Here is a 26,486-nt window from a genome sequence, read left to right as displayed (position 1 = left end):
TAGATTCCATTATTAGAACAAGGAGAGTTCATCCATGAAAAAAAGAACATTGAAAGCGACCATTTGCTTGCTTGCGGCCTTCGGGACCTTGATCGGCTGTTCCAAGCAGGAGCCGGGGACTGGCGGCAATGCCGATGCCCCCGCAAAACCTCCGACAGTGAAAATCGGACTGGGCACGAGAGGGCTGCCCTATGTGGAAGGATCATCCAATATTAACGAAGACAAATACGTCAAGAAGCTTCGCGAATTGTCCAAGACGGATGTAAGGCTGGAGCTGATTCCGCACGCGGAATTCAATCAAAAGCTGACGCTGCTGCTAGCCGGGGGAGATCTGCCGGACATTCTTCAGATTAACGGGATCAACACCCCGGAGGTCGCTCCCGCCGTTAAGAACGGAGCGTTCTACGAACTGAACGATTTGCTCCAAAAGTACGCCCCCAATCTGCTGAAAAAAATCCCCCAGGAAGCGTGGGATTCCACCTTGGTCAGCGAAAAGGGGAAAATATATGCCATTCCGGGCGAAAACTATGTGCGGAACTCGGTCGTCTACGTACGCAAAGACTGGCTGGAAACATTGAATTTGCAAGTGCCCAAAACGGTCGACGACTATGTGGCGATGCTGAAGGCTTTTAAGGAAAAGGACCCGAACGGCAACGGCAAGCCGGATGAAATTCCTTTTTCCGGACGACAGAACTTCGCTTTCTCCGATGTGTTTTTCGGAGCGTACGATGTCATTCCCGACGGCTGGAAATTTGAAAATAACCAGCTCGTTCCGAACTTGATCCGCCCTCAAATGAAGACCGCTCTGGAGCTTCACCGCAGCCTTTACAAAGAGCAGCTGATGGACAACGAAATATTCGTGCAGCAGGGCAAAGATTGGGATGCGAAAATTAAAGGCGCAGCAAGAGTCGGCATGTGGGTCCATGACCCGAGCTATCCGGATAAATGGCAGTCGGAGGTCAGACAGACCGAGCCTTCGTCCTCGCTCATCAATATCCCGGCGCCGGTCGGTCCCGACGGCAAAGGAGGGACAGGTCTCAGCTCATCTGTAGGCAATGTGTGGGCCATCCCTAAATCGAATAAAAATCCTGAAGCGGCGATTAAGTTTTTGGATTGGTTTTACTCCGATGAAGCCCAAAAATTCCTGGATTATGGCTTGGAGAACGAGGATTATACGGTGGAAAACTCGAAGATCCAATATAAATATGCAACTACCGTGGATGCAATCAATAAAGAAAACATGCACTTAATGTTTCTGCGTCTTGTCGGGCCGTCCTATCTGGCCAACGAGGAATTTATGAAGGGCCGCAAGGATTCCGATTTGATCTTGAACGCGCTGAGTGTCGCTAAAAATGAAGGACGCGTCAACGATGGCGTCGGTATGCCGATAACGCCGACCATGCTGTCGAAGCCGGAGCTGGGCAAAAACGGCCTGTGGATGGAGATGGCGGCAAAAATTATTACCGGCAAAGAACCGATCGACAGCTTTGATAAGTTTGTAGAGGATTGGAAGAAGCGTGGCGGAGATCAAATTATTAAAGAAGCTACCGAATGGTACAACTCGAAAAATAAAAAATAATCGAGAGCTTACAGTGAAAGGAATGAAGAGCGATGAATGTTGAGCATTGCGAAAGATCGGAGAGCGGCAAACCGATCACCGTCGTTATTGTAGGGGCAGGACACCGCAGTCTGCTGTATGCTTCCTATGCGAAGAAGCATCCGGACGAGCTGCAAGTAACGGGCGTCGTAGAGCCGGACCCGGAGCGCAGGAAGCTGACGGCCAAACAATTTGGCCTGAATGACAGCTGCTGCTTTGAAACGGTGGAGCAGCTGGCAAGCGCGCCCAAACTGGCGGACGCGGTCATTAACGGAACCATGGACGATCTCCATGTGCAAACGACCCTTCCGCTGCTGAAGGCCGGCTATGACGTTCTTCTCGAAAAGCCGATTGCTACGTCGGAGCAGGAGATGCTGCAGCTGTATCAGACGGCAACCCAATATGGACGAACCGTCATGATCTGTCATGTGCTGCGGTACGCTCCGTTCTACAGAGCGATCCGCGAAGCCGTCTCCTCCGGGGGAATCGGCGACATTGTAAATATCCAAACCGCCGAGCATGTAAGCTATCATCATATGGCGGTATCCTTCATTCGGGGGAAATGGAATTCGGTAGAGAAATGCAAGTCGTCCATGCTGATGGCCAAATGCTGTCATGATCTGGATATTATTTCCTGGATGGTTGGCGACAAGCCAAGCAAGGTAAGCAGCTTCGGCGGGCTGCTGCAGTTTAAGCCGGCAAACGCGCCTCATGGCGCAGGCAAGCGCTGCTTGGTCGACTGTCAAATAGAGGAAAGCTGCATCTATTCCGCGCGCAAGCATTATATCGATCAAGGGCGATGGGGCTTTTATGTATGGGATAATTCGTACTTGGGATCGGAGCCGAGCCTGGAGCAGCGCATCGAATCGCTGCGGACGGACAATCCGTACGGCCGATGCGTATGGCATTGCGACAACGATGTAGTGGACCATCAGTCGGTCATCATTGAGTTCGACAACGGCTGTACGGCGAGCCACAATATGGTAGGAGCAACCTCCAGGCCATGCCGCACCATTCACATCATCGGCACGAAGGGAGAAATAACCGGCGTTTTGGAGGACGGCAGCTTTGTCATCCGGCATCCCGATCCGCGCAAAGGACACGAATATTCGGAAAAACGGGTTGAGGTGCCGGTTACGAACGACAGCCACGGCGGCGGAGATTTATTGCTAGTAGCCGATTTCGTGAGAGTTCTGCGAGGGGAAGCGCCGTCGATCTCCTCTACCTCTTTGGAAAAATCGATTTACGGGCATCAGATCGGATTTGCCGGCGAGCATTCGCGCCTGGAAGGCAGAATGATAGAAATCGGCGGCATAGAAGCGGTGAAACAAGGTAAATAAATAAGGTAAGGTAAACAAAGGGCTATCCTTCTGCCATTCATGGCGTAGGGATAGCTCTTAGTCTTTTTCTAGAAATATATACATCGTTAATCAGATACGCGAAGGAACTTTGCGGCCGGGCGATCGGGTCTCGTCTGAAAGCGAATTGATGAATCAGTATCATGTGAGCAGTATTACGGCAAAGAATGCCTTGACAAGCTTGGCGGACCAGGGAATTGTTGTCAGAGTCCAGGGCAAAGGAACCTTCGTATCGGATAATGACATTACGAATCAAATACTGGGTAAAAACAATAAGTACGCCGCTTCTATCGAAGATCGATCGAAAAATTCAGAGGAATCGGCGTCTATGGCATGATCATTTTCCCGACTCTCGATGAAAAGTATAATGAAGCGATTTTAAGACTTAAGCTTTGAAACAGTTGTCTTTATTGAACAAAGCAGAAATGACAACCTTTGACGAAGTCGGTCTGCCGGATGTTCATTTTATCAAGCAAAATTATAAGGAAATGGGCAGGCAAGCCGTACAATCTTTGCTTTCTCAAATCAATGGGAAAAGCATTGTCAAACATATTGTGGTTCCCGTTCAGTGCCATCTCAAGCCTGGAACTACATCGAAATATTTTCCAAAGGGGGAGCCGGAATCTATTTCTTGAACAGTTTGATTGTCTCCGTCGCAACTACCGTCGGGGCGGTATTGTTGGCAACGATGGCGGGTTACGGGTTCTCAAGATATAACTTCAAAGGCAAATATACCGCATTATACACAGTCATCATTGTTCGGATGATTCCCGGCCTTGTCTATACGATTCCTTTCTATATTATTTATCAGAATGTGGGTCTCCTGAATTCTTTGACCGGGCTGCTGATCAGCTACATTACCTTTTCGCTGCCGTTGGCCATTTGGCTGTTCATGGGATTTTACGATCAAATTCCGACGGAAGTATTTGAGTCTGCGATCATTGACGGGTGTAACGATTACGGTGTATTTCGGCATATTGCCTTTAAATTGGTTTTACCCGGAATTGTGGTAGCCTCCATCTTGATTTTCCTTGGCGCGTCTATCAAGAGGATACGCCATTTGGCTCGCTTGCCTCAGCTGGAACGATGCGTCTGGCCATAATCGGAGATTTGCATTTTTTCGATCATCAGTTGGTACAAGGGAATGAAGAGCTGTTATTGGCTAAAGAACGATTTTATGAAAATTTTTTGGAAATATTCTTTGAAATGGAAGCGGATGTACACATCTCCCTTGGGGATTTGACTCACATGGGGTTGGAGGAAGAATTTGAACATGTTTATCGGCATATTCGTAATTCCGGCGTATCGTTTCGCCATATATTAGGCAACCACGATGCCTATGAATTACCTAAAAGTAAAATTCAATCATTGATGGATCACCCGTTGAACGATGTATTGGAAACCGAAGATGCCCTATTCGTGTTTGTCGATTCGACCAGGGAAATGGACCCGCAAGATTACAGCGGTCATTTTAAGGCGGACCAATTGGACTGGCTGGAAACGCAAATGCATGCTTCTCCGTCAAAACCGATCTTCGTGTTTGCCCATCATCCCCTATATAACACGACAGCTACGTCAACGGATGAAAAGATGCATATGGATCCGGCCATTGATATGCGCGCTATTTTACGACAAAGGCAGGGAACCGGCTTTTACTTCAACGGCCACAATCACGTGCACTCCATCGCAAGGGAAGAACAGTGGAGCTTTATTCAAACTGCAGCGTGCATGTGCCATCCTTCCATACGCCTCGTGGAGATCGATAAGTCTGAAGTCCGCACCCGAGTAGTGGCTGTTGAGGATAGAGAGATAGTAGAAGCTGCGCGGATTCTGTACGATAAGCTGCCTCAATATCATCGGCCATTACAGGCACAGGGGCAAGAAGCAGATCGGGACCAAATCATGCTGCTGTAAAAGTATTACATGATTGCGATTGATCGCAAAGAGCGATGCCGCTCCTATTCCTTACGGGGAACAGGGGTGTTTTTTTAGTTTCGGCTGTTCAGAAATTGTTCAGATGGGTGTGTTAGGATGTATCGGATTCTTTCAGATGTGAACAAAAGGGTACTGTGAAGACGGCCGCTCCTGAAAATTGAAAATAATGGAAAAAGAGGTATCGTATGAGATTCACCATCGGTAATAAAATATTAACTGGTTTTTTAGCTATAGCGCTTCTTCTAGGACTGATAAGTACTCTGTCTCATTATTATTTGGAAAAAGTAGACAATTCATATAGCGATTTGGTTGATAGGCGGGAAAAAATCTTATCCAATTCCAAAGATATGAGGGCGGAGACGCTCCAGCAGATGAGCAGTTTACGGGATTATCTGTTAAGCCCGAATCAAGATGGATTAGACAGGTTCAATCAAGCGCATAACAACCTGACAGAGCTTATGAATTCCACTTTGAAGATGGTAAAGCGCGACGTAGACAAAGACAACATTAACAAGCTATACGAGCTTAATCAACAATTCAAACAAGAGGCCGACCAAGTTATTGCTTTAATGGAGACCGATAAGGAAGCTGCGGCAAAGGCCGCCTCAGCTGTGATTCAGATTGGCCGCGACATAGAGAGCCGAGCTAAAGAAATTGCCGACGGGCAGCAGCAGCTTGTGGATGAGGGTAGCGCAGAAAACTCGGCATTGGTCGCATCCGTTAAGAAAGTCATTGCGGTTATTAGTGTCATTGCGTTCCTAATGGCCGTGTTAATTGGCTTCGTTATTTCCCGATTCATATCCAAACCCATTGTTTTCATTGCAAATGCGGCGAAACAAATCGCCCTAGGTAATCTGACGCTGAATCAAATTAAAGCGCGAACTCGGGATGAAGTCGGTGATTTAGCCGATTCGTTCAACCAAATGGTTCGTAATCTTCGTGAACTCATCGCTCAAACCGCTGACGGCGCCGAACATGTGGCCGCTTCTTCGGAAGAGCTGACAGCGAGCGCCCAGCAGACGAACGTTGCCGCAGAACAAATTGCTTCGGCCATTCAGGAGGTCGCCGCCGGGTCGGATAAGCAGGTTCAAAGTGTCAAAGAAAGTGTACACATAGTCAATGAAATGTCCGTAGGCGCACAACAAATTGCTGTCAATGCGCATAGTGTCTCATCGTCCGCCTCGGATGCCGCTGAAAAGTCATTGGAAGGCAATCATGCCATCCAACGCGTCATTGATCAAATGAGCTCTATCCATCAAACTATTGAAGATCTGTCGGAAGTTATTCATGGATTGGAAACACGATCCCAAGATATCGGGGACACGGTAAAAATGATTTCAGACATAGCGGCACAAACGAATTTGCTGGCATTAAACGCCTCCATTGAAGCATCGCGCGCAGGAGAGCAAGGGAGAGGCTTTGCGGTAGTTGCAAGTGAAATTCGCAAGCTTGCCGAACAATCGTCGAAATCTTCCGATCAGATTACCGGCCTTGTATCCGTGATCCAACAAGACACGCACGCGGCTATGCAATCAATGCGATCGAGCATTAAAGAAGTAGACGAAGGCATTCTCGTGGTCCATACGGCAGGAATATCGTTTCAGCATATCGACCGGTCGGTGCAAAAGGTGCTGACTCAAATTCAAGAAGTAGCGGCAGCTGCGGAGCAAATGTATGCTAGCACGGACCATGTCAGCAACTCCATGATCTTTATTTCCAATACAGTCGAGGAATCCGCACTGGGAATCCAGCAAGCCTCCGCTTCTACGGAGGAGCAATTGGCTTCCATGGAAGAGGTGTTCTCCTCCGCTGCTTCCTTATCCCAAATGGCCGAGCAATTACAAAATCAGATTGCCAGGTTTAGAGTTTAGCGGGCCTGGTGCAGCGGAATGTTGTTTGGAAATAGCACCGTCGGGTCAAGATTTTCGGGATTTTAAAGGATGAATCCAAAGGCAGGAATGGTCTGATTTGCTGATTTTAAGGAGAAGAGCTGTCTCTTTGTAGTTTTTAAAAACTACGGAAACAGCTCCTTGATAAAATCTTAACGCTCAAAAATAGCTTCAATTTCGGAGACGAACGACTCACTTGAACGACTACGGCTAGAATTGTCGTAAGTAATTTCCCTCAAATAGGAGTCAATTGCATTTTCAATTTCAGTTGTATTAAGACTGTATGATTCTGGCAGAGATAAAGTGTTGATAAGACCTTCATCCAACAAAGATAGCTTTTCTTTAATTTCGTTTTCGATTTCTTCGCTTATTTTTTTCTCTAAGGCGGACACTGCAGAATCTTTATCAATATATTCCTCTACATCGCCTCTAGTCCAGTATGTCCTTGTATTTGCTGTAATTAACTCACTAATATCGTAGTTATCACAGTAATCGGAAGTATTTATATTTTCTATATAGTCCATTACCGTATTATCAATCATTTCTTTGCAAAGTAACCTAAACCACAAAAATTCCATATCATTGATTTTATAAAAATCATCTAAAAGACTAATGGTAAAGATTAATTCATCCAAATTTAAGTGGCCTATTAAGTTCTCAATGTTACCTTTTTTGTTAATAAGAAGTTCAATAGAATAAAATAAATATAATTCGTCATTAAGCAAAGTGTCAATTATCTCAAAATGAGTCAACCAATTTGTTGGATAACTATTGCAATATGAATAATTAAAATAATCGGAAATAATCTCTTTATAATTAATATTTTTTATGCTATTTTGACAAATTTGTGCTGTTACAAAATAATTTTTTTGATGCATACTAACAAATTCAATTTCGTTTATTTTTTCACTAACGATAAGTTGATGATAAATATGAGGAAGTTCCTCTTTTGGGTAGCATCGCTCAAACTGAATGAAATAACTTATTGAATTGCGTACTTCACCTAATTCCAATAAGTTGTTCATAAAAACAATTTTAAGATAATCATTGACAGAAGGGTTAATTACTCCAACGCGTTTTTTGCCTTTTAAATCAATTATATTAATGATGGACTGATTTAGCCGCGATAAAACTAAACTCCAATTATCTAAAGTAAAATCAATATTTTTCATTCTTGATAAGCGTTTATAAAAGCATTTTTTCAAAATGTCATAATCAACGTTAGTATCAGTTAAAGAGTATAAAGTTGATAAAAAAGCCCTGTCTATGCTTTGAAGCCGCTGTTCAAATTCATTTTTCCAAATATCATTTGGATTTGTAAGAGCTTCGAAAATATAGTTAAAATACATAGCAGCCTGCACTTTTAAGTAGTTATGCTCATATGTTACATGCTCTATAATACGTGGTGTATAATTTTTATGTTGAATAATTTTCAAATATTGTTTATTTTCTCTTATTGAATTGTAATAATCGATTGGTATATTTTTAAACTTCAAATGATTGTAAAATATTTTAGCTTTTTCAAGTGGAGTTATTTCATCCATATTAATTGTGTGGTTTTTTATCTTTTTTTGTTCAAAGAAGATATTAAATTCTGTAGAACGTTCTTTAGCTTCATTAAAAATGGTTATTCTTGAATTTAAAATCAACTTTTTATTTTTAGATAATTTTATATATTTTATTAAAGAGAGTAACTCATTTTCTTGTGTTTGTTTCATCTTAAAATAATGTTGGCCTAAACAATCGTCTAATAAAACTATTTCTTTTTGGTCTTTTTCAAGTGAAAGTGAGTCTTTAATGTTTGCAATATCTCCATTGGTTGTATACCTGACTCTGTACCCTTGAGTAGCAAAATATAAAACTAGCATTTTAGAAGTGATTGTTTTCCCGACACCAGGTCCGCCTGTTATCATAAGTAATCCATTTTGCTCTAAATGATCGACACATGCTTCATAAATTTTGGTGGGCACAAAAAAGTCACTATCTTCATTTATGTCGCACAAAAGCGTTTCGCAGTCTATAAATATGTTTTGGTTATATATTTCATTTAATATCTTTGAAGAATATAGCCATAATTTATGATGCTTTCTAACTATGTCTGTATTTTCTTGATTTTGAAGAAATTCATCTATTTCGTTTAAAGTTACTATATTTTTATCCGTAGTCATGAAATCTGAAAACATCTTGTATATTTCTCTGATGTTACTATCAGTCAGTTCCATCCCACAGCATATATAATATTGATTAGGATGCAACTTACGCACCTTCTCAATTTCTTTTCTTAGAGATGTTCGCAGATTAGAATAGCTGCTTCTGATGTAATGCTTGACTTGTACGATAATATTGTGTGTGTAAGTGTTATCGGTTAAATCAATGCCGCCATCTCTTCCTTTCGAAAATAATCGTAGGGAAGTGGAGATTTTTCTCTCCATTATATCCTTGCATAGTTCTTCAAATTCGACGTCATTTAAATTATGATAATTAAACATTTTTATTCACCCTTAAATAAATACATAGTTAGTTGCAACAATCCTGTTTAACTTCTTTAATGGTAGATATTCACAATCATTATACCTTATAAGAAGGTAAGTTGGGTTAAATAATTTGGTGAAATATCTTTAATCCAGATATATTCGAAAAAAAGGTATGTGGCATCCTAGCCAACAAAAAGCTACCATACCCTGCTGCAATACGACTGCAGCCCAGCCGATTCATTTGAATCATTAGCATGTAATAGTCACTTGTTTGATGGTCAAGGCGATTGGTATAATTAACATAACTCATTCAAGGTAGGTGGTAACATGCTATGGACGGAAGTGCGGGACCTATTCCCGGATCAATTTGTACTGTTGGAAGAGTTGAAATCACATTATGAAGACAGAAAGCTTCATATAGAGGAAGTAGCGGTTATCAAACCGATACCGGATGCTCAGGAAGCCATGAAGGAATTGTTTGCTGCAAAAAATGAGCGATTTGTTTACCATACGTCTAACGAAAATATTATTATCGAGGTCCGGTCAAAGCCAATGATCAGGAGAAAACCGTCGCATGAATCTTGAATACTCAGATGGTCTATTCCTTTCATCCATTACCATTGTCCATCATGGAAATTCTATGACGATAACTGATGTAGTCATTGATACTGGTGCCGCTGAATCCGTTATTTCAATAGACGCAGTTGAAGCTCTGTTTAACTCCTACGAACCGGAGGATCAAATTCGGTTTATGGTCGGAATTGGCGGAAGGGAAGCCTCAATACGTAGAAAGATCGATCAAGTGCAATTTGATACTTTCACTGTCTCTGACTTTTATATCGATTTTGGAAAAATTGGAGAATACCCGGGGATAAACGGTCTAATTGGTTTGGACATATTAATTCCGGGAAATTTCATTATCGATTTATCGAGACTCCAGCTATATTCTGCAAATAAAAACAAGCCGTAGCGCGGTTTCTCTGGAGTGCGCTTACGGCTTGTTCTTATTGTGAGCCGGGAAGCGGGCCCATAAGAAATGCTCCCCTTCAAGCAGCAGGATGATTTTTATACCTGTCTGCTAAAGGGAAGCATTAGTAAATGAACGATGATGTTCCTTGATTCGAATATTACAGCTTCATACTTGTCGAGCTTTTGGCATGCCACGGCGTGCCCAAGTATCGGAGCGCCCAGCGATCAAGCCCGTACCAGCCGGCTACTTTCCACGCCAATACTAGCCAAGTGGCTAATACAAAAAGCAGAGGGTTGGTGCTTAAAGTGCCGGCAAACAAATAACTGGCGTTCATCAATCCGCCAAAAAAGGCTGCAATTCCGGTAAGCAAGCCCAAGATAAGACCAAGTCCTACCAGTATTTCTCCATAAGCGACCATGTACGCAAATACTTTGGCGTTGGGCAGTACAACATTTTGTAAGAAGGAGGCGTACCAGCCGGTTACGTCCGCTCCACTCTCCGCTTTCGTCAACGCTCCCTTGACGAAGCCTTGAAGTGCAGTGCCGCCTTTGGCTCCTACCCATGCGTCAGCCGTTACTTTGTGCCAACCCGCGACAAGCCATTCGTATCCGACATACACGCGGATGATCAGCCAGATCCAAGCTGCCCGGGTATCGCTTAGTAAAAAGCGGGAAACTGGATTTTCCGGGATAATGACATTCCTTCCTTGGTAATTCACTGAATTCATTTCAAATCGACCTCCACAATTTTCTAGATTAAACATATGGATTAATTCTCTAAATATGTCATTATTCCTGCACGCGTGCAAAAAATGATGAACGGCGCTTGTCTATTTTGTGAAGGGGAGATGCTGTGAACGCCGAGTTCAACTCGTTAATAAACGAATATTCGAATTTACAAGCCCATGGGCAAGTACCGTGTTCTTTCCCTCCATAACGAATACATTGTGTATATTCATTGCAAAACTGGAGGGAGTGCACAAATGCCGGGTTCCTCAAACACAAATTATTTGAAAAGATTGCAATTTTCGGTTCACGTCCATGATCAAACCCTCAATCGTATCTTGAACGGTATCGCCAATCGGGGAATTAGCATCACCGGGTACACACAAACCAAGAGAGGCAACCTTAATTTCGTGAAGCTCGTCGTCGGCCCCCCTGGGCGTTTCAGCATCCGGGCGAATCGCGGCGTGCGGGAAGTGCTGCGCTCCTTAGGGGTTCGATTCCGGGAAGAAATCGTAATTCAGTTTCTGAACACCGTCGCCGGCACCCCGGGGGTTATCCGAAGCATCTATGAAGCTTTATTCCGCCATGTAAGAGTGAAAGCTATGTACTATGGGGAAAATACCGCCATTTTCATAAACACTTCCCGCGTCAATGAGGCGATAGCCATTTTAAAACGGAAGCATATTATTCAGTAATTTCGCTGAAAAATCCAATAGTCATTATTTCATAACAACGCGAAGGCAGATACCTTCTCCTGTATATTTTTCCTAGGTTGCCTCGACAGGGGTAAGATCTGCCGTACACCCGAAATCCAGTTTACTGTCCGTCACTCAGCAAATTTACGTAAAAGTGCCCGGCATCCAGATAGCCTAAACTACCGCGTGGTGTCGCAACTGTCGTCAATACATCCACTTTATACAAGCCTTTGCCCTGCTCCAGCGACAAAGGCATTTGGAAAGCTCCGTTTTCATCTACGTTGACAGCCATTGGTGATGAGTCGGTTGGGGGCGAGCCCAGCTTCCATTTTGTCGTGCTAATGTAAAATCTGCCGGATGCTTTGCCCGTTAACGTAAAATTGGTCGCATCGGTAGTCAGGTAGCCCTGTTTGCTTTGATCCAATGAAAAGCTCAGGAGATCCACTTGCAGCGGATAATCGGCAAAGGAGGTCTGCACGTTGTAATGGGCCAAATATAGGATACGCTCACCCGATGAGAGCCTGGCCGTGATGTTGTTGTCACCCAGGGCGAGCGGGATCGGGGCTTGCGCCCAAACGACAGCGTTCTGATTGATCGGCTGACCGAACGCACCCGAGCCGCCATTGCCGAATGTATGGCTATTATCCAGACTTAGCCTTAGTTCGCCGGCACTGCCGAAGGGCATATCGGAGGGGAGTGTCGCGGCCGCTTTGACCGTTGCTGTCTCTCCATCTACTTTAATGGGCAGGCCATAATCGCTGACAGCATACGATTCATAGCGCACGTCCAGCGTCCGCTGTTCCTGATTCCAGGTGCCTGTATATCCGAACAGTCTCCCCATGTCTAACGAATACAGATACAGACTGTCATCTGCTCTGTGAGGAGGGAAGACAAGCTGGTAGCTCTTCACCCAGGAATCCCCCCAGTAAAGCTCCACCTCTTGCGAATCTGGATGCAAACGAAAAGCATAGAGCCCGCTGGACACCGTCACGTTTGTGCCATCGGTTGTTATCGTATAGCCAAGCTGATCGGCGAAATGCGCTAACTGGAAGAAGGGGAGTCCGTTCCTTGGGAATCCGACCTTGGTTCCATCCTGATACTCGCCGTCATCAGTAAACTGTAGCTTGATATTGATGTCCTTCTCGCTGGACACCGTTAGCGTTGCTCCTGCTTGGCGTAGCGGATTTGCTGGCTTCGCGGGAGGCGGGGACGCCTGGAACGAAATCGTACGTTTTTCCGGAGTCCAATCGACCGTGCCGAATGGCGCCAAATCGTTGAGCCTAATAGCCGTTTGACCGTCAATATTGTACGACGGAATCGGCTTGTCGCCATAGTAGGTGCGGATGTCCGTGTACAGCACATCCTTGAATTTGGTTCCGATCGGTCGATCGGCCGCTGGATTCGGTTTGACGACAGGCTGCACCTTCTGAGCTGCAGGTTCAATGACGAGCGACCGCGAGGTCGGCGACCACGCCACGTCGAAGCCGTAGCTGCGCAAATCCTCCGCCGTTACCGCCGTATAGCCTTCAATATTCATCGACGGAATGGGGGCCCCGTTTACATAAGCTGCTATGTCGGTCGCTAACGCCTCGCCTACGTAGTCGCCCACTTTTGGAGCCTTTGCCTGTATCGCCGAAAATGGAATAAAAGTCACCATACAAGCGAGCAAAGCAATCCATTTATTTTTCAAATTTTTCACCACCATGTTTGAAGTGTTATTTTTATATAGACTTCTAATTATCCGAAAAGTTTCCAATATTTTATTTTTATTGCAGGGGTATGGAAAAAATAGGGAAAAATTTAGAACATTGGGGGATGCAATTGCACTTATTAGTGGGGCGTTACGTTACAGCCATGGGCAGCTACTGGAGGATATGCAATTGCTTTAGCGACAGCAACAATAGCATATAACACCGCAAAATCCGATGTTAGGAATGCATATTTCACTGTTGGTCTTTGCCCCGGTGTATATGAAACTCAATGGGGACTGTGGTCAGATTAACACCAAAATGATGCTTTTTCCTGAATATAAAAATCGATTTTAAGGTCCTAGCAAGAAATTTTTGCATTGTCGGCATTACTCCGGGAAGCCTTGGAAACAGGGCGGTAGTCTGGTTGCGTACGTTAACAAATATGTGGACAGCGGGAGCGCGGATGCAGCCGTTTTAAAGGTTGCATCCTTTCCGGCCCGGGGATAGGCAGCTTCTTTATTGTTTTATTGAAGTAAAGGACAGCATAGAATAATAAGAAGAGCCCACGAACGAAATGATTATAATCGCACATGATGCCTTTAATGGGAATATATGGAGGAATCGGACTTTATGGTGATAGGTCGTTTTCCGGAGCGTATTGTAGTTATTGGGGCGGGGATGGCGGGGTTGGTATGCACTTTAGAGCTTATGAAACAAGGATATAATGTGCGTATATTAGAGGCAAATAGTCAACCGGGTGGTCGAGTATACACGATGCGGGATCAATTTTCTGACGGGTTGTTCTGTGAAATGGGGGCTGCCTTCATTGGAGCGCATCATTTTCTCACATTGAGTTATGCCCAGCAAGTCGGGGTTCAATTAATAAATTTACCAGTCCCCAATAGAAGTCTGTCATATATCGACGGGAGATTAATAATAGATTCTCCGGATGAACCTGCACTATGGCCTGTTTCACTTACAGCCGAGGAAAGAATTTTAGGATATGCGGGAATGTTCGAAAAATATCTTAAGCCGGGACTTAAAGCAACGGGTAATCCTTTTTTGCCGGGGTGGCCAACAAAACAAGCGGTACTGCTCGATTCCATGACGATGGAACAATATCTTAAAGGTCAAGGGGCATCTTCGGGTGCGATTAAGCTGTTTGAAATTGGATATATGCAAATGTTAGGAGATGGAATTCGCAAAGTATCTGCATTACAGCGTCTGCTTGACCTAAAAATGACCAGTTCCGAAAGTGGTACACGAACTATAGTGGGTGGAATGGATCAATTGCCGAAAAAGCTTGCCCTTACAATTGGCTCAAATATCAGTTATGGATGTGCTGTGACGCACATTGAACATAGTAATAAAGGAGTAACTGTCCAATATAATAATTCCGGCGAAATTTTCACTATCAACTGTGATCGGGTCGTTGTGGCCATTCCCTCTACAGTCCTGCGCACGATTCATTTTTCTCCGCCGCTTAGCAAAGAAAAAAATGATGTCATTCAAAATCAACTTACTACATCCGTTACGCGTACCGTCGTACAAAGCAGAACTAGATTCTGGAACAACTTAAGTTCCTTTACTACAATAAATACAGATCTCAAAATTGGATGGTTGATTGATGCTACCTTCGCTCAAATGTCTTCAGGGAGGGGGTTAATTTGTTCGTACTCCTCCGGTGAATCGGCGCGGGAAATATCCAGAACTGGCAATATTAATTCAGCTGTATCAGAAATCAAACAGGTGCTTCCCGAATTGTCGTCTAATTATGAAGGCGGGATGGTCTTTTCCTGGGATCATAATCCATACTCCCGAGGTGCATATGCTTGGTATAAGCCGAAACAGATGATTCGAATGCTCCCGAAACTATCTGCCGCACAAGGTAGAATTTACTTTGCTGGCGATAATACAAGTCTTTTTCCCGGTTGGATTGAAGGAGCGATCTCTTCTGCGTTGCGAACGGTAAATCAAATTATTTCCAGTAACAACATATAGTACTTTGCAAACAATCGAAGAGATAAGGAGCGGATCTAACTATGCCAAAGCAAAGACGAACATTTACAGCAGAGTTCAAGTAACAGATGGTTAAGATATATGAGAATGGAAAATCAAGGGCGAGCCTTTCGCTGACAAATGGAGATTATACGGGGTGTAAAAAACGCCGGTGACCTTATGCAGGTGACCGGCGTTTCCATATTAGCGTTTCGGCATTTTGTTCTTATCCATGTACAGCAGATTCCAGCGATGACCGTCCAGGTCGGCAAATCCTGCGCCGTACATCCAGCCGTCAATTTCACTCGGCTTGCCAAAGATGCTTCCTCCGGCAAACTCTACTTTTTGGATAAAGGCATCTACTTCTTCTCTGCTTTCAGTGCCGATGGAAAATATTACCTCTGCGCTGCGGGAAGTATCTGCGGTTTTTGAACCAGTAAATTTCTCAAACGCCGCATCCGGGAACAGCAGAATCGTTGTTTGGCCAATGGCAAGCTGGGCTCTCTCGTTACCAACGCTCACCGCCTGGAATCCAATCTCATTGAAAAAGGCGGTTGACCTCTCAACATCTTTGACCGGTAGGTTAATCCAAATCTCCTGTGACATGGCTGCAGCCTCCTGGAATCTATTTTCAACTACTCTACTATACTATACTCTACTATTGGTAGCAGAAGCGAATTTTATGAAAACCGCAAGGTATAACTTTTCTGTCATGCCCCCTGCGGTTGAATTGACATTGGAATTGATTGGATTTAACTTCCATTGATTCCATGTAATAGAAATAGAAACTTTCGAAGATCAAGAATAAGCGGAGCTGCTGATCAGCGGACGGAAACGAGGCAGCGCTGCGGATGGCGGAGAAAACATTGGATGCGATGTCCCGCGGCGGGATGTTTGACCATATCGGGCACGGTTTTCTATTTAATACAATACCGTAACATATTATTTGGGCCCCAATATTAATCCCTTTACTTAAACGATGATCGAGGCGTATAATCCGTTAAGACAACGGAGTGAGAGGAGGGAAACTGATTATGAACAACGGGTTGATCAATGCTATTATCGCGTATATCATGTGGGGGGTTCTCCCGCTTTATTGGAAGTTGTTTAACGATGTGCCAGCAGGCGAGATTCTGTCACATCGGGTTGTCTGGTCGTTCGTCTTCATGGGTATTTTCGTTACCGTCCAGCGTCGCTGGGGTGACCTTAAGCGGATTGCGGCTAGCCGCTCGCTCCTGCTGTCGCTCACCGCTAGCGGACTGCTGATCGCTGCTAACTGGCTCATCTTCATCTGGGCGGTCAACAACGACCATGTCGTCGAGACAAGCCTCGGTTATTATTTGAACCCGTTGCTGAACGTGCTGCTTGCGGTTGTCTTCCTTCGTGAGAAGCCAAACCGTGGCCAATGGCTCGCGATTGCCATCGCTAGCGCCGCGGTGCTCATCATTGCCATCGACTACGGACGGTTCCCATGGATCTCAATCTCACTGGCCGCGACGTTTGGCTTGTACGGCCTCGCGAAGAAGAAGATTGGACAAGACGCTTCTGTAGGCTTGCTGTCGGAGACGGCTGTAGTCCTTCCTGTTTCGCTCGGCTACTGGATCTATTTGGCTACCGTGGGAAAGACAACGGCATGGACGCTACCTGTATCCACGTTCGTTGAACTGCTTCTTTCCGGCGTGGTAACGGCGCTACCGCTGCTTTTCTTTGCGCGAGCGGCCGCCCGGATGGCGTTGTCCACGCTCGGCTTCGTACAATACATCGGGCCGACGATCATGCTGTTACTGAGCGTATTCGTGTTCAAGGAATCGGTCTCGCCGGTTCTTCTCATCGGCTTCGCGCTCATCTGGACAGCGCTTGTCGTATACGCTGCGGCATCAGTTCGCGGCACGAAACTCGCGAAGGCGCGCTGACGGCAAACACGTCCAGCTCCCGGTACAGTCATAACAGCCATTTCCGTCCGCTGAGGAGGAGGTGGCTGTTTTCTGTGTGGGGTTAAGGGCAGGAAATAGAGTTTGAGAATAGAGGAGAGACATCCAAATGAGTGTCCTTTTTTAAATTTATCAGCTCACGACCACGATTGGCAACGACATGAAATTTATACTAAAAACGTATCCTATGAAAGGATAGAGTTTAGCGCGGCAAATGGAAATCAAGATCTTGCCTAGATAGCAGTTGAACAAGAAAAAGCGGCGGTCGCAAGAAAAAATAAAGAAGTTTAACAAGATAAGAAAATTGCACTTACTATAAAGTAAATCATAAATTTGCATACATTCCGGTAACAGCGATTTGCCAGATTACGCAAAACGGGGAAGACGACAAGCTCCCCTCAAATTTGGGGGCAGAACCTTCAGCTTCCGAAAAAGCCTCCTATAAGATTGTAAAATGTGAAGATGGAAGTGTTATTTAAGTACGTTGCATGAATGAGTCTTCAGAACTATCAAGAATTAATATTACGCCTAGAAGCATAGGTTTTCCTACAGCATCTTTATTTTTGCTATGTTTATTGGCTATACTTTATTTAATCATATAATTTGAAAATAGGAGTTGTTAATTTATGCATGATGAAACAGTTAAGCATAAATATACTAACCGTTTGATCAATGAAAAAAGCCCATACCTGCTGCAGCATGCTCATAATCCTGTGGACTGGTTCCCTTGGGGAGAAGAAGCTTTCAGTAAGGCTGCTCGGGAAAGTAAACCCGTATTCTTAAGTATAGGCTATTCCTAGCTTCGGCTATATACAATAATTGGGGTGTAAAGTGTCAACCTGCCATTGGTGCCACGTAATGGAAAGAGAATCTTTCGAAGATCAGGAAGTAGCGGAGCTGCTGAACCGTGAGTACATTGCCGTCAAGGTCGACCGCGAAGAGCGGCCGGATGTGGACAATGTATACATGACGGTATGCCAGGCGTTGACCGGGCAGGGGGGATGGCCGCTGACGATTGTGATGACGCCGGAGAAGAAGCCGTTCTTCGCGGGCACGTATTTTCCGAAGTGCAAGCGGTATGGGCGTCACGGACTGATGGAGATATTGACGAAGCTGGCCGATGCATGGAAGGAGAGCCCGGACAAGCTGGCCGAGACGAGTGAGCAGGTCGTTCAGGAGGTCGAGAGGACGATGCTGTCGAACCTGAAGGGGACCCTCTCCGAAGACGTCCTGGATAAGGCGTTCGAGCAGTACGAGCAGCGGTTTGATCCGGAGTACGGAGGGTTTGGCGACAGGCCGAAGTTTCCTACTTCACATCATTTGTCATTCTTGCTTCGCTATTATCAGCGGACCGGCAAGGAGGCGGCGCTGCGGATGGCGGAGAAAACGCTGGATGCGATGTCCCGCGGCGGAATGTTCGACCATATCGGATACGGTTTTTCCCGTTATTCGGTGGATGAGCGGTGGCTTGTTCCGCATTTTGAGAAAATGCTGTACGATAACGCCCTGCTGGCCTGGACGTATATCGAAGCCTACCAGCTGACTGGCAAGGTGAAGTATGCGAGAGTCGCCGAGCAAGTGTTTACCTATATTTTACGAGATATGACGCATCCGGAGGGCGGCTTCTATTCGGCGGAGGATGCCGACTCCGAAGGGGAGGAAGGCAAGTTCTACGTATGGTCCCCCGATGAAGTCACAGACATCCTGGGGGCCGAGGACGGAGAATGGTACTGCGCCCTCTACGATATTACGGCGGAAGGCAATTTCGAGGGGCAGAGCATTCCGAACCTGATTGCACGCGATTTGGAGACGGCGGCCCGGCTTCAAGGGGGAACGGCCGAGCAATGGCAGGAGCGAGCGGAACGCTGCCGCCAGCAGCTGTTCCTTCAGAGGGAGCGGCGCGTTCATCCCGGCAAGGACGACAAAATATTGACCTCATGGAACGGTCTGGTCATCATGGCGATGGCCAAAGCGTATAAGGCGCTCGGCAATGAGACGTATTTGCAGGCGGCGGTCAAGGCGGCGCAGTTTATTATATCGCACATGAGGAGAGAGGACGGGCGCTTGCTGGCGCGTTACCGCGACGGCGAAGCGGCATATCTGGCGTATGCGGACGACTACGCGTTCCTTGTGTGGGGGCTGATTGAGCTGTACGAAGCGACGTTCGACCTGAGCTATTTGAAGCTGGCGCTTGAGCTGAACGCGCAGATGCTGGAGCTGTTCTGGGACGAACAAAGCGGCGGGTTGTATTTTTACGGCAGCGACGGCGAAGCTTTGTTTACAAGAAATAAGGAGATTTACGACGGAGCTTTGCCGTCCGGCAATTCGGTGGCGGCGATGAATTTGCAGAAGCTGGCCAAGCTGACCTATGATGCCAAGCTGTCGCGAATAGCGGATACGCAGCTCGCAGCGTTCGCCGGGGCGATCGAGCATTATCCTTCGGGGCACGCGATGTTCCTGATCGCGCTGGACATGGCCTACGGCCCTTCAAGCGAGATTGTCATTGCGGGAAGGCGCGACGCGATGGAAACGCAGCAGATGATCGAAGCGGCACGAAGCGGCTTCCGGCCGAATGCGCTGACGGTGCTGGTGCCGGCGGGCGAGGAAGGGGAAGAGACGGCGAAGCTCATTCCGCTCGTTCAGGACAAGCGGGCGATCGGGGGACGAACGACGGCTTATGTCTGCGTGGACTTCGCTTGTCAGTCGCCGACGGCGGATGTGGACGAGTTGGCCGAGCTGTTAGCTGATCCGATGGACGAGTAGCGGCGGAACGAATTTCTGCTTATTTACCGCGATGGCTCGGGTCAACACCTCTTCAGGTATTGCCATAAAAAGTTTGGACCTAAGCAGGAGTTTGTCTCCGGGCAGCGAATAACACATAAGTCTGTACTACATGAACTGCATATGGAATAGGATAAAACCGTAATCGACGTCTTGGAGCTTCGCTGTCCGGGCTGGTAGCAGGTTTTATCGCGGATAGAACGAAGGGCGGCGGCTCTCCTGCACATGGATGGCGTCTCGCTTGTTCATTTTGTCCGTACATTCCGTAAATTAGGTGCCTTTGTGAAGACAAAGGGTAACAGGGAATCGGGTGCAAATCCCGAGCGGTCCCGCCACTGTATACGGGGAGTTTCTTTCATCACGTCACTCGGGGTTAACCCACCGGGGAAGGCGAAAGAAGACAGCGATCCGTGAGCCAGGAGACCTACCTAATTTAACTATGCACCAAGAGTCCTTCGCGGAAAGGAGCGGTGTACGAATCGTGAAACGGCAGGAGCTTAAGCGCTGATGTCGTCTATTCATACGTACCCACGACCAATTCGAGACGGATTGGTCTTTTCTTGTTGCCCGCGAAACCAATCGATCAGGAGGTTGTATTCGCAATGAAAAGAAAAAAATGGATGAGCACGCTGCTCCTCGTCCTCGGGTTTGTGCTGTACTTCAGCGTCAACGAGCCCGAATCCGCTTATGCCATGCACATTATGGAAGGATTTCTCCCGATGGGATGGGCGATCTTCTGGTGGGTCGCGTTCATTCCGTTCTTTGTCCTGGGGCTGCGCGCATTAAGGAAAATTACGAAGGAGACGCCGGAGCTGAAGATTATGCTGGGGTTAGCCGGAGCGTTTACGTTCGTGCTGTCTGCGCTCAAGATTCCTTCCGTTACGGGAAGCAGCTCGCATCCGACGGGGACGGGCCTCGGTGCGGTCATGTTCGGCCCGCTGCCGATGAGCGTGCTCGGGTCGATCGTACTGCTGTTCCAAGCGGTGCTGCTCGCGCACGGGGCTTGACGACGCTGGGAGCGAACGCCTTCTCGATGGCCTTGGCCGGTCCGGTCGTCGGTTATTATGTGTATCGCTGGATGATGAACGCCTCCGGCAAGCAGAAGCTGGCGATTTTCACGGCGGCGGCCCTGGCCGACCTGTCTACGTATGTCGTCACTTCGCTGCAGCTGGCGCTGGCATTCCCGGCGGAGCAGGGAGGCATTGCAGCTTCGTTCCTGAAATTCGGCGGCATCTTCGCCATAACGCAAATTCCTCTCGCGATCAGCGAGGGCTTGCTGACCGTATTGATCTGGAATTGGCTGCAATCTTACAGCACCAATGAGCTGGCTCTGCTGCAGCGCCAAATGAAAGGAGTCAAAGAATCGTGAAAAACAGTACGAAATGGATTCTCATCGCTGTGGTGTTATTGGCCGTTCTTCCGCTTCTTTTCGTAAAAGGAGAATTCGGAGGAGCGGATGACGCCGCCGAGGATATGATCAAGACGCTTCAGCCGTCTTACGAGCCGTGGTTCTCGTCGCTGCTGGAGCCGCCGCCGGAGACGGAGAGCATGCTGTTCGCCTTGCAAGCTGCGCTCGGATCCGGATTTATCGGGTACACGATCGGCTTGTTCAAAGGAAAATCCGCTAAATCCAAGACGCAATGATTCGAACGATCGATGTTCTATCTTACAATAACAAGCTGCGGATCGTACCGCCCATGTGGAAAAGCGGCTTCGCCGCCGCTCTCGTCTTCCTCGCCTACCTGACGCATCCGGTCGTTGAGCTCGCGCTATTCGGCTGGATGCTGGTGTGGACGATCGGGTACGCGAAGATTCCGCTGCGCTATTACGGGGCGTTTTTAGGCGCCTCCTGTCTGTTTTTTATCGGGAGCCTGCCTGTGCTGCTGCTGGAAATTGAACCGGCGGGCTCCGCGCAACAGATGACGCATGGCATCATAGTAGGCGCTTTTTCCCATATGACCTTGTATTTGAACTGGAACGGACTCCATCTGGCGATGAAGCTCTTCGTCCGCATTCTCGCCTGTTTGTCCGCGACGCTGTTTCTGATCTTGACGACGCCGATGACGGAGCTGTTCCAGGTCATGCGCAAGCTGCGCGTGCCTCATTTGGTGCTGGAGTTGATGTTGATAACGTACCGCTTTTTATTTTTGCTCGCCGATACGGCGCACGATATTTATGTTGCGCAGCGGGCGCGTGGAGGACAGCAGGGCTTTCGCGGCAGATTGCAGGATACGGCCGTTCTTGTCGTGCGGCTGTTCGGCAAGACGATGCAGCGTTACCAGGGGCTGGCGAACGGGATGATCTCCAGGGGCTTTACGGAGGACATCCGGATGGCTCCCTATGAGGCCGAGCCGATGCCGGGGCGGTACAAGCTGGAGATGTACGGCGGCGTTGTTCTGCTCATCGCAGCGGAATGCTGGCTGAGATGGAGGGGGATGCGATGAAGCCGATTATGCAGGCGCAAGAGGTTGTTTACAGCTATCCCGGCACGGAGGCGAAGGCGCTTGAAGGGCTGACCTTAAGCATACCGGAAGGGAAGAAGACCGCGATCTGCGGTCATAACGGTTCCGGTAAATCGACGTTGTTTCTGCAAACGATAGGAATTCATCGCCCGGCTTCAGGACAAATGCTGTGGAAGGGCGAGCCGCTCTCCTATAGCCGGAGCAGCCTGAAGCAGCTGCGGGAACGAGTCGGCCTTGTGTTCCAGGACCCGGAGCAGCAGCTTGTTTTAAGCACGCCGCGCGAAGATATTTCCTACGGCCTTCGCAATGCGGGCGTGCCCGAGCCGGAGATCGCAAGGCGCACGGGGGCGATAATGTCGTCGATGGGACTTGCGGCGCTGGCGGATCGGCCGATCCATCAGCTGAGCCTAGGGCAGAAGAAGCGGGTCGCGCTGGCCGGCGTGCTGGTGCTTGAGCCCGAGCTTGTGCTGCTCGACGAGCCGACGGCTTATTTGGACAGGCAGTCCGAACAGCAGCTGCTGGAGGAGCTGGAGCGGATTCATCGAGACGGCATCACGGTGGTGATGGCGACGCACGATATGAATCTGGCCTTTGCCTGGGCGGATTGGGTGCTTGTGATGGATAAAGGCCGCTGTGTACGGGAAGGCACGCCGATGGACGTATTCGAAGGCGGGGACGATCTTCGCGCCATAGGGTTGGAGCTTCCGATGCTGCTGGAGCTATGGAACGAGCTGCCTGAAGCGATGCGGCGGGGCGCGGAAGCTCCTCGCAATCTGAAAGACTTCAAACGATGGATAAGAACCGCATTGGCTGTGCAGCTGCAGCGCTAGAAACGCGGTGAAAAAGCGGCGGCGTAGAGGAGACCGTTGCCTCGCTCCGCAATATGGCGCTGGCTGTCAAGCAGTTTAGAGAGCGCAATTCTGTCGGCGCCAAGTAAACATAAATCGTTCGTACGGCAAAAGGCCCCGAAACGTAAGCGGAGAAAAGCAATTCCGCCTCGTATCGGGGCCTTCTTTGTCCATTAAGGGATAAATCTTATTTTTCCTGAATCATCGTCTTCCACAAATCGGTCGTATCGTAGCCCAAGCGCCATGCGGCGACTCCGGCAAGATTGTATTTCTTGGCAAGCTCCAGACGCGCTTTGACGGTATCTTGATCTTCCAGCCAAGATACGTATTGGAAGCCGCCCTCGCTGTATTCGACCCGATACTGCTTGAACTGCTCGTCCCATGTCAATTTGGCGTTTTTGCTGGCGATGAGCGCCGGCATGTCTTTCATCAAGACGGCCCGGTTGCTCACGAGATTGCCGGAGCCGTCAATCTGCCATTCGCGGACATAGAACGGAATACCGATAATGAGCTTGTCTCTCGGAATGCCGTAGGAGAGAAATTCCTGAATGCCTTCCTCGACCCACTGCAGCCCGGCGACCGAACCGGCCTCCGTGCTTCCTTTCCAATATTGGTCGTAGGTCATCGTTATAATGTAGTCGACGATCCCGCCCAGCTTCTCATGGTCGAAGGCCGTCTGGGCGTTCCACTTGACGCTGCCCCGGGGAAGATCGATCGAGATTAGCAGGCCTTTGTCATGTGCGGCTGCGGTCAGGTTCGCGATGAATTTCGTGAACGCAGCGCGGTCTTTGCCCGCCAAGCTTTCAAAATCGATGTTCAGCCCGTTCACGCCGAGCTCCGCGCCCTTATTCACCAAAGCTTGAATAAACTTGGTTTGCGCGTCGGCGTTAGCCAAAAACGCGGAGGTGAGGTTCGCGTCAAACTGGTTGCTGACAAGCGGCTGCACGGCATATCCTTGCGATTTAAGCCAGGCGACCGTATCTTTGTTCGAAGTGTCGGTCAGGCCGCCGGCGCCGTCGGCGAGCGTGAAATACGTCGGCGATACGACGTCGAGACCGGAGGTCGTATTCACCTGGCTGCGTATCGTATCGTTGCTGGAGCTGCCGTTCCAGCCCCAGAACTGAAGCTTGCTGTAGTTGTCCCAAATCTTCGTGCCGTCATCGAGCAGCCGGATAGACGCGTTGCTGTACTTCATCGCATAGCTTACCGCGTTGGCGATGCTGGAGGAGTCGGAAATCCACGTCTCTCCTTGGAAAACTTGATAATAAGGATAATTAGACCAGATCGTACGGCCGCTTCCGGAGGAGGAGGCATCGTCGTTAATGATTTTCGTATGAGCGTACTGCTTGGCGTAAGCAATCGCATCGTCCAGATCGATGAAGGAATCGAGCAGTTGGCTGTATTGGTACACCTTGTACTGCTTAACGTTGGAAAATACGACATTATTGCCTTTCTCGCTGTTTACGACGGTGGAATTGGACCATTTGAGCGATTCGTTAACGGCGTCTTCCAAATAGGAGAAAGCCCAGCCGTCCATCGAATTGCCGCCTTGATACACATGATAGATTTTGTTTCCCGAAGCGCGAAGCGTTTCTTTGGCAGCTGCAGGAATATTATCCCACACCCACTGATTAGTGCTTAAGTCGATGATATGGGCGTTGCTCCATTTGCCCGCTTCGGCTTTGGCTTCGGCCAAAGTGGCGAACTCCCATGAAGCCATGGTAGCGTCGCCCTGGTATACCCGGTATTTCGGGTAGTTGTTCCATACCCAGCCACCCGATTGCAGGTCGCGCACGCTGGCATGGGTCCATTTGGCGGCTTCGCGCACAGCCTGATCCAAGGTGGCGAATTCCCAGGCAGAGCTGCTGTAGCCGCTTTGATACACTTTATAACGGGGGTAGTTGTTCCACAGCCACTGGCGCGTGCCGATATCTTCCACATGGCTGTCGGAAAACTGCCGGGCGTAATTTTCCGCGGTTTTGTAATCCGACGATTCGAGAATCAGGCGGTCGTCCTGATAAACCCGGTATTTCGAGGTTTTGTCCGCTGCCATGGCCGAACCGAAGGAAGAGAAGGACAGCGCCATGACGGAGACGATCAGTATGGTCTTGCGATTCAACATGCATCAGCCTCTTTCTACTAAATCTATCCTATTAAACGCATCCAGCCTAGCAGAAGTTGCGAAGGAAAATAGTAGAAAGACAAACAGGCATAGAAAAACCCCCGTTCGGCGGCTTGTCCGGCTTTGAACGGGGGTTGGATCATTCGATTATTTAAGCGATATCGGCCACGATCTCGTCTTCTAACTTAAGCTCAATCTGATCGCGGAATACGCGGATGTTCATTTGCGTCAGCAGATACCGCTCGATCGCTTCGAGCATGTTCGCCGCCACAATAATCTGGCTTCGTCCCTCCGCGAATACTTCGGCGGAGAACCCGTAGTCTTCGTCCCACATCAGCTCGACTTCCACCTGGCTTGGATGAAGCTGCTTGCGCTCGCCGATGTGAAGGCAAATGGCGTTAATGATATCTTGCTCCGACAATCTCATTGTGCAACGACCTCGTCATTCTCCAAATATGGTATTAGTAGCGTTTAGGCTGTTCGTTGTATTTGCGCTTCTCGCGGAAATATTGAACGAGCTTGATCACGATAGCGATGACAGCGAAAATCGCCATAACGTTGATCAGCAAGCCGAGAATATTGCCGAGCATGCCCATGTTGCCGAACAAGCCGCCGAACAGCATACCGGCCAGACCGCCGAGCAGCATGCCTTTCATAAAGCCGCCGCCGAAAAATCCGGGCTTGGTCGCCGACGTCGGGTTCGTTGTCGTCCCGGTGTTCGTCTTCGTCGAAGCGGCCGGTTCGTTTTTGCTGCTTGCGCCGCTGTTAGGCGTCTGGTTCGTCGTCGTGCTCGGACTGAAGCTCTTCTTAGGGGATTTGTACGAGCCCTTTGCCGCGTCTGCCGTTCCCGCCGCGCTGAACGAGAAGGCGATGACGCAAGCCATCATGATGAGAGATAATTTTTTCCACATACGGTTGACCCTCCAAAAAATGTTTTGTTGTTGCCGCTGTTAAATCTTACTACGAATAATCTGGACAAAGGTTTCAGTTTTTATCCCTTCTTGATACAA

General features: G+C 48.0%; 23 protein-coding genes, 2 pseudogenes and 1 riboswitch. Of the genes and pseudogenes, 18 read left to right on the top strand and 7 right to left on the bottom strand.

Annotated features, from left to right (window positions below; translation table 11 throughout):
- Positions 1 to 34 precede the first annotated feature (34 nt).
- The 7 genes from SK3146_RS04425 to SK3146_RS04395 all read left to right on the top strand — a co-directional run bounded on the left by SK3146_RS04425 (position 35) and on the right by SK3146_RS04395 (position 6,761).
- Positions 35 to 1,579: an extracellular solute-binding protein gene (locus tag SK3146_RS04425; RefSeq protein ID WP_249863937.1), complete on the top strand. Its 1,545-nt coding sequence runs from the start codon at positions 35 to 37 to the stop codon at positions 1,577 to 1,579.
- 32 nt (positions 1,580 to 1,611) lie between these two features.
- The gene (locus SK3146_RS04420) at positions 1,612 to 2,937 is read left to right on the top strand and encodes a Gfo/Idh/MocA family protein (RefSeq protein ID WP_249863936.1); all 1,326 of its coding nucleotides are present in this window, start codon (positions 1,612 to 1,614) and stop codon (positions 2,935 to 2,937) included.
- Positions 2,938 to 3,046: 109 nt separating this feature from the next.
- Complete coding sequence (locus SK3146_RS04415; RefSeq protein WP_249863935.1) at positions 3,047 to 3,292, top strand: GntR family transcriptional regulator; 246 nt, start codon at positions 3,047 to 3,049, stop codon at positions 3,290 to 3,292.
- A gap of 73 nt (positions 3,293 to 3,365) precedes the next feature.
- On the top strand, positions 3,366 to 3,590 hold the full coding sequence (locus tag SK3146_RS04410; protein WP_249863934.1) for a hypothetical protein: 225 nt from the start codon (positions 3,366 to 3,368) through the stop codon (positions 3,588 to 3,590).
- A complete protein-coding gene (locus SK3146_RS04405; protein ID WP_249863933.1) occupies positions 3,587 to 4,057 on the top strand; it encodes a carbohydrate ABC transporter permease in 471 nt (156 codons plus the stop codon). Before SK3146_RS04410 ends, SK3146_RS04405 begins: the two co-directional genes overlap by 4 nt.
- Positions 4,042 to 4,869: a metallophosphoesterase family protein gene (locus tag SK3146_RS04400; RefSeq protein WP_249863932.1), complete on the top strand. Its 828-nt coding sequence runs from the start codon at positions 4,042 to 4,044 to the stop codon at positions 4,867 to 4,869. The genes SK3146_RS04405 and SK3146_RS04400 overlap by 16 nt, the downstream gene beginning before the upstream one ends.
- 206 nt (positions 4,870 to 5,075) lie before the next feature.
- Positions 5,076 to 6,761, top strand: a complete 1,686-nt coding sequence (locus SK3146_RS04395) for a methyl-accepting chemotaxis protein (protein ID WP_249863931.1) — start codon at positions 5,076 to 5,078, stop codon at positions 6,759 to 6,761.
- A 170-nt stretch (positions 6,762 to 6,931) separates the two neighbouring features.
- On the opposite strand, the gene SK3146_RS04390 is transcribed toward SK3146_RS04395, so the two are convergent.
- Positions 6,932 to 9,268 carry an nSTAND3 domain-containing NTPase gene (locus tag SK3146_RS04390; protein ID WP_249863930.1) on the bottom strand — a complete coding sequence of 779 codons (2,337 nt, stop codon included), beginning with the start codon at positions 9,266 to 9,268 and terminating at the stop codon, positions 6,932 to 6,934.
- Between the two features lie 312 nt (positions 9,269 to 9,580).
- Between SK3146_RS04390 and SK3146_RS04385 the strand changes: the two genes are divergently transcribed.
- Together SK3146_RS04385 and SK3146_RS04380 are read left to right on the top strand one after the other, a co-directional pair.
- Positions 9,581 to 9,838 carry a hypothetical protein gene (locus tag SK3146_RS04385; protein WP_249863929.1) on the top strand — a complete coding sequence of 86 codons (258 nt, stop codon included), beginning with the start codon at positions 9,581 to 9,583 and terminating at the stop codon, positions 9,836 to 9,838.
- Positions 9,828 to 10,223, top strand: coding sequence for a retropepsin-like aspartic protease (locus tag SK3146_RS04380; protein WP_249863928.1), 396 nt, complete (start codon positions 9,828 to 9,830; stop codon positions 10,221 to 10,223). The genes SK3146_RS04385 and SK3146_RS04380 overlap by 11 nt, the downstream gene beginning before the upstream one ends.
- 157 nt (positions 10,224 to 10,380) lie before the next feature.
- On the opposite strand, the gene SK3146_RS04375 is transcribed toward SK3146_RS04380, so the two are convergent.
- Positions 10,381 to 10,950, bottom strand: coding sequence for a DoxX family membrane protein (locus SK3146_RS04375; protein ID WP_249863927.1), 570 nt, complete (start codon positions 10,948 to 10,950; stop codon positions 10,381 to 10,383).
- Between the two features lie 177 nt (positions 10,951 to 11,127).
- On the opposite strand from SK3146_RS04375, the gene SK3146_RS04370 reads away from it, so the two are divergent.
- The gene (locus SK3146_RS04370; RefSeq protein ID WP_249863926.1) at positions 11,128 to 11,643 is read left to right on the top strand and encodes a hypothetical protein; all 516 of its coding nucleotides are present in this window, start codon (positions 11,128 to 11,130) and stop codon (positions 11,641 to 11,643) included.
- A gap of 121 nt (positions 11,644 to 11,764) precedes the next feature.
- Here the strand turns inward: SK3146_RS04370 and SK3146_RS04365 are convergent, their stop codons facing one another.
- Positions 11,765 to 13,333 carry a hypothetical protein gene (locus SK3146_RS04365; protein ID WP_249863925.1) on the bottom strand — a complete coding sequence of 523 codons (1,569 nt, stop codon included), beginning with the start codon at positions 13,331 to 13,333 and terminating at the stop codon, positions 11,765 to 11,767.
- A 13-nt stretch (positions 13,334 to 13,346) separates the two neighbouring features.
- Here SK3146_RS04365 and SK3146_RS04360 point away from each other — a divergent pair, with 13 nt between their 5' ends.
- Both SK3146_RS04360 and SK3146_RS04355 read left to right on the top strand, forming a co-directional pair.
- Positions 13,347 to 13,532, top strand: a complete 186-nt coding sequence (locus SK3146_RS04360) for a hypothetical protein (RefSeq protein WP_249863924.1) — start codon at positions 13,347 to 13,349, stop codon at positions 13,530 to 13,532.
- Positions 13,533 to 13,946: 414 nt separating this feature from the next.
- Positions 13,947 to 15,335: a flavin monoamine oxidase family protein gene (locus SK3146_RS04355; protein WP_249863923.1), complete on the top strand. Its 1,389-nt coding sequence runs from the start codon at positions 13,947 to 13,949 to the stop codon at positions 15,333 to 15,335.
- Positions 15,336 to 15,536: 201 nt separating this feature from the next.
- Here the strand turns inward: SK3146_RS04355 and SK3146_RS04350 are convergent, their stop codons facing one another.
- Entirely contained in the window at positions 15,537 to 15,938 is a 402-nt protein-coding gene (locus SK3146_RS04350; RefSeq protein WP_249863922.1) for a VOC family protein, read from the bottom strand.
- Between the two features lie 428 nt (positions 15,939 to 16,366).
- Here SK3146_RS04350 and rarD point away from each other — a divergent pair, with 428 nt between their 5' ends.
- The 6 genes and pseudogenes from rarD (at position 16,367) to SK3146_RS04320 (ending at position 23,336) form a co-directional block, all read left to right on the top strand.
- Positions 16,367 to 17,245, top strand: coding sequence for an EamA family transporter RarD (rarD, locus tag SK3146_RS04345; RefSeq protein ID WP_249863921.1), 879 nt, complete (start codon positions 16,367 to 16,369; stop codon positions 17,243 to 17,245).
- Between the two features lie 644 nt (positions 17,246 to 17,889).
- Positions 17,890 to 20,026 (top strand): annotated as a pseudogene (locus SK3146_RS04340) (thioredoxin domain-containing protein).
- 273 nt (positions 20,027 to 20,299) lie between these two features.
- Positions 20,300 to 20,490, top strand: a riboswitch (cobalamin riboswitch).
- 156 nt (positions 20,491 to 20,646) lie between these two features.
- Positions 20,647 to 21,413, top strand: a pseudogene (locus tag SK3146_RS04335) (energy-coupling factor ABC transporter permease).
- Positions 21,410 to 21,688, top strand: coding sequence for an energy-coupling factor ABC transporter substrate-binding protein (locus tag SK3146_RS04330; protein ID WP_249863920.1), 279 nt, complete (start codon positions 21,410 to 21,412; stop codon positions 21,686 to 21,688). Before SK3146_RS04335 ends, SK3146_RS04330 begins: the two are co-directional and overlap by 4 nt.
- On the top strand, positions 21,685 to 22,488 hold the full coding sequence (gene cbiQ, locus SK3146_RS04325; RefSeq protein ID WP_249863919.1) for a cobalt ECF transporter T component CbiQ: 804 nt from the start codon (positions 21,685 to 21,687) through the stop codon (positions 22,486 to 22,488). The genes SK3146_RS04330 and cbiQ overlap by 4 nt, the downstream gene beginning before the upstream one ends.
- A complete protein-coding gene (locus SK3146_RS04320) occupies positions 22,485 to 23,336 on the top strand; it encodes an energy-coupling factor ABC transporter ATP-binding protein (protein WP_249863918.1) in 852 nt (283 codons plus the stop codon). Before cbiQ ends, SK3146_RS04320 begins: the two co-directional genes overlap by 4 nt.
- A 205-nt stretch (positions 23,337 to 23,541) precedes the next feature.
- Here SK3146_RS04320 and SK3146_RS04315 read toward each other — a convergent pair whose 3' ends face one another.
- From SK3146_RS04315 to SK3146_RS04305, 3 genes are all read right to left on the bottom strand, one after another.
- Positions 23,542 to 25,476, bottom strand: a complete 1,935-nt coding sequence (locus tag SK3146_RS04315) for a glycosyl hydrolase family 18 protein (RefSeq protein WP_249863917.1) — start codon at positions 25,474 to 25,476, stop codon at positions 23,542 to 23,544.
- Between the two features lie 151 nt (positions 25,477 to 25,627).
- On the bottom strand, positions 25,628 to 25,903 hold the full coding sequence (locus SK3146_RS04310; RefSeq protein ID WP_249863916.1) for a YxcD family protein: 276 nt from the start codon (positions 25,901 to 25,903) through the stop codon (positions 25,628 to 25,630).
- A 34-nt stretch (positions 25,904 to 25,937) separates the two neighbouring features.
- Complete coding sequence (locus SK3146_RS04305) at positions 25,938 to 26,387, bottom strand: hypothetical protein (RefSeq protein ID WP_249863915.1); 450 nt, start codon at positions 26,385 to 26,387, stop codon at positions 25,938 to 25,940.
- Positions 26,388 to 26,486 lie beyond the last annotated feature (99 nt).

Origin of the sequence: Paenibacillus konkukensis (assembly GCF_023523925.1) — a bacterium.
In the GTDB taxonomy this organism is placed as follows: Bacteria; Bacillota; Bacilli; order Paenibacillales; family NBRC-103111; genus Paenibacillus_S; species Paenibacillus_S doosanensis.
Note: the sequence above shows the minus strand (reverse complement) of the source record. Positions and strands in the feature narration are given on the sequence as shown.